This is a genomic window from Oceanirhabdus sp. W0125-5, from assembly GCF_027938815.1.
GTDB lineage: Bacteria > Bacillota > Clostridia > Clostridiales > Clostridiaceae > Oceanirhabdus.
This window is the reverse complement of sequence record NZ_CP115913.1, coordinates 5305602-5319009: the sequence shown is the minus strand read 5'-3', so window position 1 is coordinate 5319009 and position 13408 is coordinate 5305602. Positions and strand designations below refer to the sequence as shown.

At 30.1% G+C, this 13408-nt stretch carries 11 protein-coding genes; 6 read left to right on the top strand and 5 right to left on the bottom strand.

Going from position 1 to position 13408, the window contains the following annotated elements:
* Nucleotides 1–94: 94 nt before the first annotated feature.
* The 3 genes from OW730_RS24675 to OW730_RS24665 all read right to left on the bottom strand — a co-directional run bounded on the left by OW730_RS24675 (nt 95) and on the right by OW730_RS24665 (nt 2645).
* The gene (locus tag OW730_RS24675) at nt 95–532 is read right to left on the bottom strand and encodes a VOC family protein (RefSeq protein ID WP_271226710.1); all 438 of its coding nucleotides are present in this window, start codon (nt 530–532) and stop codon (nt 95–97) included.
* 205 nt (nt 533–737) lie between these two features.
* Nucleotides 738–1676, bottom strand: coding sequence for a hypothetical protein (locus tag OW730_RS24670; RefSeq protein WP_271226709.1), 939 nt, complete (start codon nt 1674–1676; stop codon nt 738–740).
* A gap of 102 nt (nt 1677–1778) precedes the next feature.
* Nucleotides 1779–2645, bottom strand: a complete 867-nt coding sequence (locus tag OW730_RS24665; RefSeq protein WP_271226708.1) for an AraC family transcriptional regulator — start codon at nt 2643–2645, stop codon at nt 1779–1781.
* 171 nt (nt 2646–2816) lie between these two features.
* Here OW730_RS24665 and OW730_RS24660 point away from each other — a divergent pair, with 171 nt between their 5' ends.
* A complete protein-coding gene (locus OW730_RS24660; protein WP_271226707.1) occupies nt 2817–3149 on the top strand; it encodes a hypothetical protein in 333 nt (110 codons plus the stop codon).
* A gap of 164 nt (nt 3150–3313) precedes the next feature.
* Here OW730_RS24660 and OW730_RS24655 read toward each other — a convergent pair whose 3' ends face one another.
* Nucleotides 3314–5380 carry a methyl-accepting chemotaxis protein gene (locus tag OW730_RS24655; RefSeq protein ID WP_271226706.1) on the bottom strand — a complete coding sequence of 689 codons (2067 nt, stop codon included), beginning with the start codon at nt 5378–5380 and terminating at the stop codon, nt 3314–3316.
* A 345-nt stretch (nt 5381–5725) separates the two neighbouring features.
* On the opposite strand from OW730_RS24655, the gene OW730_RS24650 reads away from it, so the two are divergent.
* The 4 genes from OW730_RS24650 to OW730_RS24635 all read left to right on the top strand — a co-directional run bounded on the left by OW730_RS24650 (nt 5726) and on the right by OW730_RS24635 (nt 11650).
* The gene (locus tag OW730_RS24650; RefSeq protein ID WP_271226705.1) at nt 5726–6355 is read left to right on the top strand and encodes a MarR family winged helix-turn-helix transcriptional regulator; all 630 of its coding nucleotides are present in this window, start codon (nt 5726–5728) and stop codon (nt 6353–6355) included.
* 8 nt (nt 6356–6363) lie between these two features.
* Nucleotides 6364–8589, top strand: coding sequence for an ABC transporter ATP-binding protein (locus OW730_RS24645; protein WP_271226704.1), 2226 nt, complete (start codon nt 6364–6366; stop codon nt 8587–8589).
* Nucleotides 8586–10454: an ABC transporter ATP-binding protein gene (locus tag OW730_RS24640; protein WP_271226703.1), complete on the top strand. Its 1869-nt coding sequence runs from the start codon at nt 8586–8588 to the stop codon at nt 10452–10454. The genes OW730_RS24645 and OW730_RS24640 overlap by 4 nt, the downstream gene beginning before the upstream one ends.
* 419 nt (nt 10455–10873) lie before the next feature.
* Nucleotides 10874–11650 (top strand): DeoR/GlpR family DNA-binding transcription regulator, encoded by a 777-nt coding sequence (locus tag OW730_RS24635; RefSeq protein WP_271226702.1) that lies wholly within the window; start codon nt 10874–10876, stop codon nt 11648–11650.
* A 383-nt stretch (nt 11651–12033) separates the two neighbouring features.
* Here OW730_RS24635 and OW730_RS24630 read toward each other — a convergent pair whose 3' ends face one another.
* A complete protein-coding gene (locus OW730_RS24630; protein WP_271226701.1) occupies nt 12034–12258 on the bottom strand; it encodes a hypothetical protein in 225 nt (74 codons plus the stop codon).
* Between the two features lie 286 nt (nt 12259–12544).
* On the opposite strand from OW730_RS24630, the gene OW730_RS24625 reads away from it, so the two are divergent.
* Nucleotides 12545–13381 carry a hypothetical protein gene (locus OW730_RS24625; RefSeq protein WP_271226700.1) on the top strand — a complete coding sequence of 279 codons (837 nt, stop codon included), beginning with the start codon at nt 12545–12547 and terminating at the stop codon, nt 13379–13381.
* The last annotated feature ends 27 nt before the right edge of the window (nt 13382–13408 follow it).

The window sequence follows — 13408 nt, the reverse complement described above, 5'->3', positions numbered from 1 at the left end:
TTTTTATGTAACAATTAATATCTTTATAGCGTTCATTAAAGAAGAATAATTAGTATTAAAAATTTCTAACTTTTAAATCTTATAAAGTAAATTGTTAGATTTTTATATCTGAATTTTCGAAATAAATTTGATTATTATAAATAAGTCCTATACCTATCAATCTTCCATCAATATCTTCTATAACAAATTCATAAGTTCCATAATCCGTTTTTCTTGGTTTTGATACTATGTTAACACCTTTTGATTTAAATTCTTCATAGATTATATCTACACCACCAACTGTGTCTGTATCAATGTATGCATCATAACCAGCACCATATCTTTTTGTATTTGATTCAATTTTTCCGAATTTTGATTGTACAATTACAAATTCAATAGAATCTCTATATATTGTTGCAAAGTTATCAATTTTATCATAATGTGTTGCAAATTTAAATCCAAGTTTTTCAACATAAAACTTTACTGTTCTTTTAACATTTTCGGATATAAAAACTGGACATAAATTTGTTAATTTAACATTACTTTCAGACATTGCATATCACTCCATTTCCACAATATTTTACTATTATTTGATTCACTTATACATCCTTTATTTCATAAACAAATATTTTAAGCATCAATTACTCTTATTATATTATACAATATTTTATCTTAATAGAAAATGTTGTTAAAAGAACAAAAAAATATAGCTTCTGCGTAAGCAGAAGCCACATTCATTATCCATTATACATTATCAATTATACATTTGTTTTTAGGGTGTCTACGCATTTTGTCTCTTCATCTCTAGCATTAGATATATTAGTAATAATAATATTCTTAATTTCATTTAAATTAGATGATTCAACTAACAAATCATATGTTGATTTCAACAATTCAAAAACTTTTTTATAACCTTCAGCTACTGGCTTTAGTTTTGTATATTTTAAGCTCATCTTATCCGTGTATCTCCAAGCATAATATCTTAATGAAGCATAGGTACCTAGGTAATATTTCATTGAAAAAACATCAAGAGATTCAGAGTGTGTATTGGTGATATAATCAATTATTACATCATATGCCTTAAGACCAGAAGTATTTCCATCAGACCATTCTTTCCCATCTGCATGTTCAATAATCATTTTAATTGTATCTTTAAGTATATCTATTTCACTCTTATTAGTAGTTCCTGTTGGGATTGTGACAGAGAGAATAGGTATTTCACCTCGTCCTAGGTTATCATAATCCATCTCATCAACATCACCTGTTATTGAAAGGTATGTGAACTTTTTAGATTCATCATTATATCCTGTGATAAGACCCCATTCAGGAATACCAACATCCCATACTACAGGTGGAGTATTATTTTCTAAGGAGTTTTTTATAGCTTGGACCGACTCTGTTCTTCTAGAGTGTTCAAGATTTTCTTCATCCCACAATCTGCTTATATGTTGGCAAGAGAAACCACCATTCTCAAGGGCCGTTTTTAATAATGAGAAATCAAAAATGCTCATTGCACTAGGACAGAGGTTTTTGTGAGCCCACATTCTAAAGGCAAACCCTGTTGTAGCAACAATATCTTCTGGTGATTGAGTTAAGTTACTATATTTCAATGATAATGCTATTGACTTTATAAATGAGTGAAGGAACCCAGTAGGGTCAAAGATTCCCTCATTCCAAGATAGTTTTATATTTTTCATAATTATCTCTCCTTTGTCTTAAAGAACAATAGATATAGATTTTCACCAAAGTGAAAATCATCCATCATTCTCCATTCTACATTATCAATTCTCCATTTGTTTTTAGGCACGTTGTGCCTTTTTAACGGGAATTAATATCTCTTCGCTATATGTGCGACTTTTTTCACAGTATCTTTCAAATTCATATCCCTTCAGTCTAATATATTCACTTGTTTTAAACCATTCATTTATATATTTCCATGTTTTGTGAATGGTATCTACAAAAGTGAAACTATCGGCAGTTGGAGTCATAAATGATGCATAGGTTCCGGCTGGTATTGTAATATGATGAGTATTAGGTATATTCTTAAGACTCTTAACACCTATGAAGTATTCAAATGATTTTTTTTCATGATCGATTATAGCTATTCCATAATCATATCTTTTTGTATTATCCTCGTTAGGATGTAGTTTTTCTCCTAATTTATTGCAGTTATACCTATTCCAAAACTTAGGTATATCCTGCAAGGAAGTTTTAAATGAGGACTTATGGAGGTGTCCATATAGTTCAATGGAAGGTAATTGCACTATTTCAGGTATAAGGGAAGGATTATTTCTTTCATCTCTAAGGTTGTATAGATCTATTTTATTATATAGAAGTAAACTGTTATCATTTAATTTATATTCGTTGGGGGTTACCTGATGCTCTGTTTTAAAAGCTCGAAGAAAATTCTCATAGGAGTTAAAACCAACCTCATATGCTGCTTTAAACATATACGAATCATCTTTCATTATGAGTTTTGCAACTTCACTGATTCTTCTTCGCTTTATATATTTCCCGGGTGTTATTCCTGTTGCTTCTTTAAAAATTCTTAAAAAATGATAATCAGAATAACCTGCAATTTTTGCGCAATTACTTAAGCTAATATCATTTCTTAGGTTATTTTCTATATACTCAATGGCCATTTGTATGTGATCTATATAATTCATTTTTCCACCCCCACATTTATTGTATCATCTTTAACAATATTTGAGCTGATAAAAATTGCTAATTTTATTTCAAAGTTCTTGAATATAAGTAGCTATAATTGCAAAGAATACCAATGTATAAACAAAGTGAATATGTAAATTGTAATCATAAGAATATAAGGAGTGATAAGAATGAGAGACTTTACAGAAAAGCAAATCGATTATATTAAAGACCATATTTATAACAATACAATATTTCCTCTTAGTATACTTGATGTTCATGATGATGGCTCCTTTAATGAAGAGCATTGCATTGAGAAAGATGGAGAAATATATATTAAGCAATCAGTTGTTAATGATAGAATACACAAAGCACAGGAATATTTGCTAAATGATTTTGAAGATGAATTAAGAGGCGAAAATCAGGAGGTTTGTATTGGTGATCTCACTAGAGAAGAATTAGTAAGTATTATAAATGAAACTATAAGCGAAAGATTAGATGATGAAGAAGAGGATATTTACTAAAGTAATTCTATAACTATATACTGATGGATATAACAACATACTTTAAAACCCAAGGATGATAATAATGGTATAAACCATATGAATCAACCTTGGGTTTAATTTCTTATATAGAGATTCTATAGTGAAACTTAAATCTCTATATATTTTAAATTAACTATGTTATATTACTTAGTTTTAAAGAAAGCAAATGCTTCTTTAATTTCATTTGAAAGTGTTGTTAATTTATCTGCTGACTCTGAAACTAAATTCATTGAAGAAAGAAGTTCTTCAGAATTGCTAGATACTTCTTCAGTATTATTCATTGCGTCTTTTGATATATTAGAGATACATACCATACTATCGCTCACGTTTGAACTTGTAGCATATAGTTCCTCAGTAACAGAGGATATTTCATGTATTTGATCAAATATTTTAGAGATTGCAGAGTTTATATCTATAAATGCCTTCTCAGACTTACGAACAAGGGTAGTTCCTTCTTGCACAATAGAAGTACTTTTGTCCATTGATTTTACAACATCTTTTATTTCAGTTTGAATCTCTCCAATAAGATTACTTATATTTGAAGCAGCTTCACTTGATTGCTCAGCTAATTTTCTAACTTCTTCAGCAACAACTGCAAATCCCTTACCTTGTTCCCCAGCACGAGCTGCTTCAATAGCTGCATTTAGAGCTAGTAGATTTGTTTGGTCTGAAATATCAGTAATTAATGAAACTATATTTCCAATTTCATTTGATTTATTTCCAAGCTTATGAATTTCTGAAGCAGATTCAACTGTGCTTTTATTGATTTCATCCATATTCTTAATTACTTTAACAATGTCTTTAGTATTTATGTTTGATATATTTGATGTTTCATGAGCAAATGCAAGCATTTCTTGAATGCTGCTTGAAATTTGTTCAACACCACTATTCATTTCATTTACAGACTCAACAGATTGGGTTAGCATATCATCCTGAGATGCAGCCCCCTCAGACATACTGACTATAGAACTAGAAATTATTTCAGTTTCTTTATGAGTATCTTGAGCTATATCTGCTAAGTCTTTTGCAGAAGTAAGAACTTCTTTAAGACTCTCTTCAACCTTCTGAATAATAGTATTGATTTTATCTGACATATGGTTAAAGTTATTGGCCATATGTTCAATTTCGTCATTTCCTTTAATATTTATTTTATAAGTTAAATCACCTGTAGCCATTGATTCTGAAAGTTTACTAACACTACTAATTCTACTAGTAATCCTATCAGAGAAAAGTATAATAAAAAATAAAAGCAATAAAATTGAAATAAGAGCAACTATAGATAATGTAATTATTAAACCTATTATCTTCTCATGGACTTCTTTTTGAGGTAATATAATACCCACAATCCATTTTGTTTCAGGTATTTCTATAAAGTATAATTTACTTTTAACTCCGTCATCATCAAAGGTGAAGTTACCTGTTCTTTTTTCTAAGATTTCAGATGATTTTTCAGCAAGACCAACTGTGATATCTTTAGAAATATTAATTTGATCTTCAATTTTTTTTGAATTTTTGTCAGTTAAGTATGTACCTGCAGAATCAATAAGAAAGGCTCGTCCAGCAGTTCCGATTTCTAATGATTCTATCATTTTTGATAAACTTTTTAAATCAATATGAGAGGTTACATTACCTATAAAAGTATCATCTTTGTACATGGGAGCTGCAACTGTTACCATCAATGTATTAACTTCTGGGTCTTTATAAACATCGCTCCATACTGCAATTTTATCTTTATTCCTACTTTTTATATACCAATCTTCTTTTTTATAGGCTTTATGGTTACTCTTATAATTTTTAAAATTAGAACTATAGTCCATATAAGATATTTTGTCACCATCTCTATATCCATAAGGAGCATAATAAGTTTTTGAGTCATAGACATATGGTTCAAACCATATTCCCATTCCATAAGTACTGCTATTTTGAGAAATTGATTTGGTCAGAATATTTTCGAAGTGACTCTCATCCAAGTTTTCATATGATGTTTGTATACTGTTAGCAACAATTTCTGCTTTTACTCGTTGTTCAATAAGAGCCGAGTTAATTCTTTCTTTAATTTCAGATGACATGATAGATAATTTCATATTTGTTTCTGTATCGATAGTATTCTTAGAACTGAAAATGGTTATTAGAAAAAATGCTAAGAATGATACGCCTATTGCTGATATAAAATAAACCATCATTTTCTTTTTCAAAGATTTCTTACGCATATAACTCCTCCTTAGTACTTAATGTGTAAAATAAATAGAGCTGAAAAAGTTAAATATAACATATTAATGATGAATTATAGTATGTTTTATGTACATAATATCACAATTAGTACGAATTGTAAATAATTGACGAAAAATGAAAGTTATAGTATTGAGGTATTCAAAAATTATGAAATTAACTTATTTTTATAAAAAAAATTATATATTTATGAATTTTATATTAATTATTAAATCATTAAGATATTTTTTATTTTTAAATTAAATTTATGATTAAATACATAGATTTAGATTAGTCTATATGGAAAAAATATGTAAGAGTGAAGAAAATGAACAATATGTAAAATGATGAAAATAGGATTTACATATACAAGAAAAAGGATTAAAATATATTTAGCATGCGAAATAATTGCATGCGAAACAATAGTATACGAAACAATAGTATACGAAACAATAGTATACGAAATAATTATATGGTTGATATACGAATGCAAAATAAAGTTAAAGAGGGTGATTACCATACAAGATTTAGACAAAAGTTATGAAATTATAAGGAGTATCAAAAGTGTTAAAGAATCTTTGAAACATAATTTTCATAAGAGATTTAAAGATCTAAATTTAACAGCTCCACAAGGCATGTTAATAGGAATACTAGTACGAAATGGTCAAATGAAAGTAAGTGATTTGAGTGAGAAAATGGCGTTATCTAACAGCACGGTTTCAGGAATTATTGACAGATTAGAAAAAAATAAATTTGTTGAGAGAAAAAGAAGTGAGGAAGATCGTAGAGTTGTAATGGTTGATTTAACTGAAGATTTTAGAAAAGAAGCTAATGATAGATTTAAAACTGTAGAAGATAGCTTATCAAGTGTTCTGAAATTGGCTACACCAGAAGAAGCAGAGCAAGTTTTAACAGGATTAGATATTTTAGATAAATTATTAAATAGAGTTAAGGAAGACAATAATAGTGAGGAGTAGATAACAATATGCATAAACTTGTAAAATTTCTAAAACCGTTTATCCTGCCACTCCTTGTTGCAATTGGTCTTTTATATGCACAAGCTATGACTGATTTGGCTTTGCCGGATTACATGTCTAATATTGTGAATAAAGGGATCCAGCAAGGTGGAATAGAACACTCAGTTCCAGACATTTTGAAACAAAGTGATATGGATAAACTTATATTGTTTTTAAGTGACGAGAATAAAGAAAAAGTACTTAATAACTATCAGTTGATTAACTCATCTGATAGTGAGTATGAGAATTATTTAGAAATTTATAAAAAGCTAGATGGAGAAGAAATCTATATTTTAAAAGATATTGATGAATCAGAAGTTAATGAATTAGATCCAATAATGGCTAAAGCATTATTATCAGTTGAAGGTATAAATAAAATGATGGATGATGCTGAAGGTGGAGATATTGAGATTAATGGTATGAAAATTCCAGCAGGTACAGACTTGTTTGCTGTACTAGGGCAAATGCCAGCAGAACAAAGAAAGCAAATGATGGAACAAGGAAATAAACAGTTCCAAATGATGGATGAAGCTATGACAATTCAAGCTGGAATTAGTGTAGCACAAAAGAATTATGAAGAATTAGGAATGGATACAGAGAAGGTACAAAGAAATTATATATTAAAAATTGGTGGTATTATGCTGCTGATTTCACTACTAGGAGCAGTTTGTTCTATTACAGTTGGTTTTATCGCATCTAAAATAGCGGCTGGATTAGGTAGAAATCTTCGTAAAAATATATTCAAAAAAGTATCTGAATTCTCAAATAGTGAATTTGATAAGTTTTCAACTGCTTCATTAATTACTAGAAGTACAAATGATGTTACTCAGATACAGACCTTAATGGTAATAATGATCCGTATGGTTTTCTATGCTCCTATTATAGGTATTGGTGGAGTAATTAAGGCAACTAGCAAGAATAGTTCTATGTCATGGATTATTGCTATGGCGGTAATAATTTTATTAGGAATGATTGCAATATTATTCTCTATAGTTATGCCAAAATTTAAAATGGTTCAAAAGTTAGTGGATCGTTTGAATATGGTCACTAGAGAAAATTTATCAGGTATGATGGTTATTCGTGCCTTTAATACACAGAAATTTGAAGAGAAACGTTTTAATAAAGCTAATGAAGATCTTACGAAAACAAACTTGTTTGTTAACAGGGTAATGACAATCTTATTCCCTGCTATGAATTTGATTATGAATGGTGTAACTTTATTAATTGTATGGGTTGGAGCTCATCAGATTGCGGAATCTACAATGCAAGTTGGAGATATGATGGCATTTATGCAGTATGCATTACAAATAATATTTGCTTTCCTAATGCTTTCAATGATGTTTATCATGATACCAAGAGCGTCTGTATCTGCACAGCGTATTTCTGAAGTACTTGAAACAGAACTAACAATTGTAGATCCAAAGGAACCAAAACATTTTAATGAAGATATAAAAGGTGTTGTTGAATTTAAAGATGTATCATTCAGATACCCAGGTGCCGAGGAAGATATGATAAAGAATATCAGTTTTAAAGCAGAACCAGGAATGACAACAGCTATCATAGGTTCAACAGGATCAGGTAAAACAACTCTTATGAATTTAATACCACGTTTTTATGATGTTACAAGTGGTAAAGTAACAATTGATGATATTGATGTTCGTGATTTAAAACAACATGATGTAAGAGAAGTAATAGGATATGTTCCTCAAAAAGCATCTTTATTTAGTGGTACAATAGAATCCAATTTAAAATATGGAAATGAAAATGCAGCTAGAGAAAACTTGCAGGAATCAGCTGAAATAGCCCAAGCTATAGATTTTATTAATGACAAACCAGAAGGGTTTGATACTGATATTGCACAAGGTGGAGGCAATGTATCAGGTGGTCAAAAACAAAGATTATCAATAGCTAGAGCACTTGTTAAAAAGCCAAAGATTTTTATCTTTGATGACAGTTTTTCGGCTTTAGACTTTAAAACAGATTCAGCTCTAAGAAAAGCATTAAAAGAAAAAACTGGAGACAGTACTTTGTTGATTGTGGCACAGCGTATATCTACCATTAAAAAAGCAGAGCAGATTATTGTACTAGAGGATGGTAAGATGGTGGGATTAGGTACTCATGATGAATTGATGAAGAATTGTGAGACTTATCAAGAGATTGCCCTTTCACAATTGTCGAAGGAGGAGTTGTCATGAGCCAACAAGATAAAGCAGTAAATAGAAGAATGAAAAAAGGCGGCGGTGGACATGGTCCAGGCGGTATGAGAATGGGCGGAGAAAAAGCCAAAAATTTCAAAGGAACAATTAAAAGATTATTATCTTATATAAAGGCTTATAATGCAGCTGTTGTAATTGTTATAATATTTGCCATGGCAAGTGCAGGTTTTGCCATATATGGACCCCAATTATTAGGTGAGGCAACAACTAAGATTTTTGAAGGGGTTATGGGTAAAATATCAGGAGCATCAGATGGGATTGATTTCGCATTTATTGGTAGAATTATAATATATCTAGTAGGTTTATATGGATTAAGTGCTTTATTCTCTTATATTCAGAGATTCATAATGACAGGTGTTTCAATGAAAGTAAGTTATAAAATGCGTAAAGATATATCGGAAAAAATAAATAGAATGCCTTTAAGATATTTTGATGGTACAAATCATGGAGAAGTACTATCACGTATTACTAATGACGTTGATACAGTTAATCAAACACTTAACCAGAGTTTATCTCAGATTATTACTTCAGCTACAACTGTAATTGGAGTATTGATTATGATGCTCAGAATAAGTGGTTTGATGACCTTAGTGGCTCTTTGTATTATCCCAGTCTCTATGATTGCGGTAATGTTCATTGTAAAACATTCACAGAAGTATTTTAAGAAACAACAAGATTATCTTGGAAATGTAAATGGACATATTGAAGAAATGTATGGTGGGCACTTAATTATTAAAGCTTTCAACTGTGAAGAAAAAAGTACTAAAAAGTTTGATGAGATGAATGATAAATTATATGGGACTGCATGGAAATCACAGTTTTTATCTAGTATGATGATGCCTGTTATGACCATTGTAGGTAATATTGGATACGTTGCAGTGTGTGTACTAGGTGGTGCGCTTGCAGCGAAGAGAACTATACAAATTGGGGATATTCAAGCATTTATACAATATGTAAGAAACTTTACTCAACCAATAGCACAGCTTGCTAATATTTCTAATGTACTTCAACAAACAGCAGCTGCGGCAGAACGTGTTTTTGAATTCTTAGATGAAACAGAGGAAGTTGCAGAAGCAGCAAAACCAGTTAAGGTAGATAATGTTAAAGGACATGTAGAGTTTAAGAATGTTCATTTTGGATATAAGGAAGATACTATAATAGTAAATGACTTCTCAGCAGAGGTACAGCCAGGGCAAAAAGTTGCTATTGTTGGACCAACAGGAGCTGGTAAAACAACAATGGTTAAACTTCTTATGAGATTCTATGATGTTAACTCAGGAGTTATCCTTGTTGATGGTGAAGATATCCGTGAATTTACTAGAAATGATTTAAGAAGCCAATTTGGTATGGTTCTTCAGGATACTTGGTTATATAACGGAACAATTATGGAGAATATAAGATATGGTCGCTTAGATGCTACAGATGAGGAAGTTATAGCTGCTGCTAAAGCTGCTCATGTAGATAGTTTCGTACACATGTTACCAGATGGATATAATATGGTACTTAATGAAGAGGCTTCAAATGTATCTCAAGGACAGAAACAATTGATAACAATCGCAAGAGCTATATTATCTGATCCTAAGATATTAATTCTAGATGAGGCGACAAGCTCAGTAGATACACGTACTGAAGTACAAATTCAAAAGGCTATGAATAATCTTATGGAAAATAGAACAAGCTTTATTATTGCACACCGTCTATCAACAATACGTGACGCTGATGTAATATTGGTTATGAATAATGGAGATATTGTAGAGCAAGGAGCTCATGAAGAGTTGTTAGCTAAGAATGGATTTTATGCAAATCTTTATAATAGCCAGTTTGAAGAAGAAATGGTAAGTTAGAGTAATCCTAGTAGCCAAGGGGGAGTCCTTGGTTGCTGGGATTTTTGTTTTTATGACAAAAAATGATGTAGAAAACATAGTTGAAAGTTGATAATTGAAAGTGGATAACGAAGGATATTTCTCTACGAGAAAATTATACATTATTTTTCCTTGGAGAAAAGGAATTTGCTTGTTAAATTTAAAAATAAAAAGATAGGTTTTAATTCATACTATAAGAAAAATCCCTGATAAGAGTTATACTTAATTATTTATGAATGTTTTTATTATCTAGTTAATGAGGTTTAATGCTTATTAATGAATGTTAATGATTTTTGAAAAAAACATTGATAAACGTGAATGACGATGGTATAATATGGATAAAGATGAATTAGGGTCGACACTGAATTATCTTTCAATATTAAATAAAGGAGCATATTTTTATGTTTATTGATGAAAGGCATCGAGCTATTTTAGATATTATATCTACGAATGGTAGAATATCTGTTGGAGAGATACAAGAAAAATTTAATGTTTCAGTTGATTCTGCAAGACGAGATTTGAGAATACTTGAAGAAAAAGGATTACTAAAAAGAACACACGGTGGAGCAATTCCTACAAGGCAGATTGCATCCGGTAAGCCATCTAAAATCACCGCAAAAGATATTACAGTAGTTAAAGAAAACTATATGGCAATAGCACTAAAAGCTGTTTCAATGATAAATAATAACGATGTAATTTTTATAACATCCGCAACAGTCGGATATTTTATGGCACAAAATTTACCAAGTGATATTCGTATTAGAGTAGTAACAAACTCTATTATTATAGCGGAAGAATTACGAAAAAAGGATAACATTTCTGTAATTCTTTTGGGCGGAGAAATGGATAACAAGGGAAACTGTTACGATGCATTTGCAGTTGATATGATTACTCGATTGAGATTCGATAAATGTTTTATTACTTCTGCTTGTATATCTTCTAAATTTGGTCTGTCAATTCAAAAATCCCAGGCAATTAGTTTTTGGAATGCAGTAATTGACAGCTCAAAAGAAACTATTGGATTGTTTCCAACAGAGAAAATTGGATTTGAATCAATAATTAGTATTTGTCCTGCAAACAGATTAAATACTTTAATTACAGATTGGGATGTGTCGGAGGAAGATTTAACAACTTTTGATGACCAAGGAATCAAGATTGTAGTGGTAGAAAAAGAATAAATTTCGGGGCGTAAATTCCGCCCATCATATCCAACAATAGCACATAATCTAAATCGTGTGCCTGGACTGAATTATGCTCTATACTTGACGTGTATTGGTCACACGTAGTCATGCCGAAACTTCTACTTTCTGCGTCCTTAAAGACTTCATAAGTATAGCATATCAAATTTTAGTAGGGAATTAAAATATTTGGTTTAATATGAGTTTACTTGTTTTATATATTAATAAAACATTGCATTTTAAATACAATATTTTATCTTATATAAAATGAGTAAACTTATCTTTATCTAGAGAATAATAAAATAAAGGTTCTGACTTAAGTCAGAACCATCCATCGTTTTACGTTATCAATTTTCAATTTTCAATTAATTATGGCTTGCCGTTTATTTCATTTCAACCAACACCGCCTGTTGAACAGGAGCTGAAAATCTTACAGGAACATTTTTTTGAGTTAAACCATATTTTTTTCCATCAACTATTAAAAAACTACTATCTATAACTTCACATTCTTTTCCTCTATTTCTTAATGCTTGTACTACTGCATTCATTAATTCACTTTGTTTAAAATATCTTTCATCTAATTCAATTACTATTTTTTTCTTAAACATATAATCACTACTCCTTTGTTTATAAATTTAAATATTAATCTTATGTAAAAATAATTAATTTGATAATTCATAGGCAATATTTGATACTCAAAAGTGATTGGTACATTTAAACATAAAACCCTTGTTTAGTTATTAATAGACATTATATATTCTTTTACCATATATGTAAAGGGAGTTCTAAATGAGAATACATTATATTAAAACATTAAAATATAATAGGTATTACATGGTATAATGTGGATATAATTGAAATAGTAGTTCACTGTTTTCAGTAAGGGGTGGTTGTATGGCTGTATTTAATATTGAAGTACTTGATAATATGAATAGAAGAATTGAAAATGAACTGATACCATTAATACATACAGTAGATTATGAAAAGATTGATGAGGTAATTGAAAACATTATTCAAGAATTACATGAGGCAATTCCTGATAAGAAAAGAATTTCATATGGTATCACATATGTGGTAAAGTTACTCAGTAAAGCACTATATGAGAAGGTGGGAAATTCAGATTTAGACACATTTCAGAGTTCTCTTATGCTTTATAAAAATTTAGATACTTTTAGGACTAAATGTGTTGGATTAGGAATGGTATCTTATCATGGGTTGAAGGATGTTGAAGCAGTTTTACCATATTTTAAGGATGCAGCAAACCATGAAATATGGGAGATTCGAGAGTTTGCTCAGATGTACATAAGGAAGATAACTAAAAAGTATCCTAACAAAGTTCAAGCTTTTTTAATCAGTTTAACCAAATCAGAGAATCCTAATCATAGGAGATTTGCTAGTGAATGTTTGAGACCTGTTGTGGAGAATAGATGGATTTTAAATAATCCAGAGTTTTCTTTAAAGGTGCTTAGAGAATTATTTGAAGAAAGTGATCCGTATCCACGAGTTTCTGTGGGAAATAACCTTAGCGATTTATCACGGAACTTGCCAGAGTTGGTACTTAATATTGTAAAGGAATTAGTTTCTAGAGAAAATGAAAATTCGTATTGGATTGCTACTAGAGCATGTAGAAACTTAGTAAAAATTAAACCAATTCAAGTGATGGATATATTGAAAGTGGATACCTATGTTTATAAAAATAAGAAGTATAAACGAAGTGATTATGAGAAATAGATTATTTTAATAATATGATATGAAAGC

Excerpts from the sequence above, each read along its gene's own strand:
- OW730_RS24675 (WP_271226710.1), bottom strand. The coding sequence starts at position 532 with ATGTCTGAAAGTAATGTTAAATTAACAAATTTATGTCCAGTTTTTATA.
- OW730_RS24670 (WP_271226709.1), bottom strand. The coding sequence starts at position 1,676 with ATGAAAAATATAAAACTATCTTGGAATGAGGGAATCTTTGACCCTACT.
- OW730_RS24665 (WP_271226708.1), bottom strand. The coding sequence starts at position 2,645 with ATGAATTATATAGATCACATACAAATGGCCATTGAGTATATAGAAAAT.
- OW730_RS24660 (WP_271226707.1), top strand. The coding sequence starts at position 2,817 with ATGAGAGACTTTACAGAAAAGCAAATCGATTATATTAAAGACCATATT.
- OW730_RS24655 (WP_271226706.1), bottom strand. The coding sequence starts at position 5,380 with ATGCGTAAGAAATCTTTGAAAAAGAAAATGATGGTTTATTTTATATCA.
- OW730_RS24650 (WP_271226705.1), top strand. The coding sequence starts at position 5,726 with ATGAAAATAGGATTTACATATACAAGAAAAAGGATTAAAATATATTTA.
- OW730_RS24645 (WP_271226704.1), top strand. The coding sequence starts at position 6,364 with ATGCATAAACTTGTAAAATTTCTAAAACCGTTTATCCTGCCACTCCTT.
- OW730_RS24640 (WP_271226703.1), top strand. The coding sequence starts at position 8,586 with ATGAGCCAACAAGATAAAGCAGTAAATAGAAGAATGAAAAAAGGCGGC.
- OW730_RS24635 (WP_271226702.1), top strand. The coding sequence starts at position 10,874 with ATGTTTATTGATGAAAGGCATCGAGCTATTTTAGATATTATATCTACG.
- OW730_RS24630 (WP_271226701.1), bottom strand. The coding sequence starts at position 12,258 with ATGTTTAAGAAAAAAATAGTAATTGAATTAGATGAAAGATATTTTAAA.
- OW730_RS24625 (WP_271226700.1), top strand. The coding sequence starts at position 12,545 with ATGGCTGTATTTAATATTGAAGTACTTGATAATATGAATAGAAGAATT.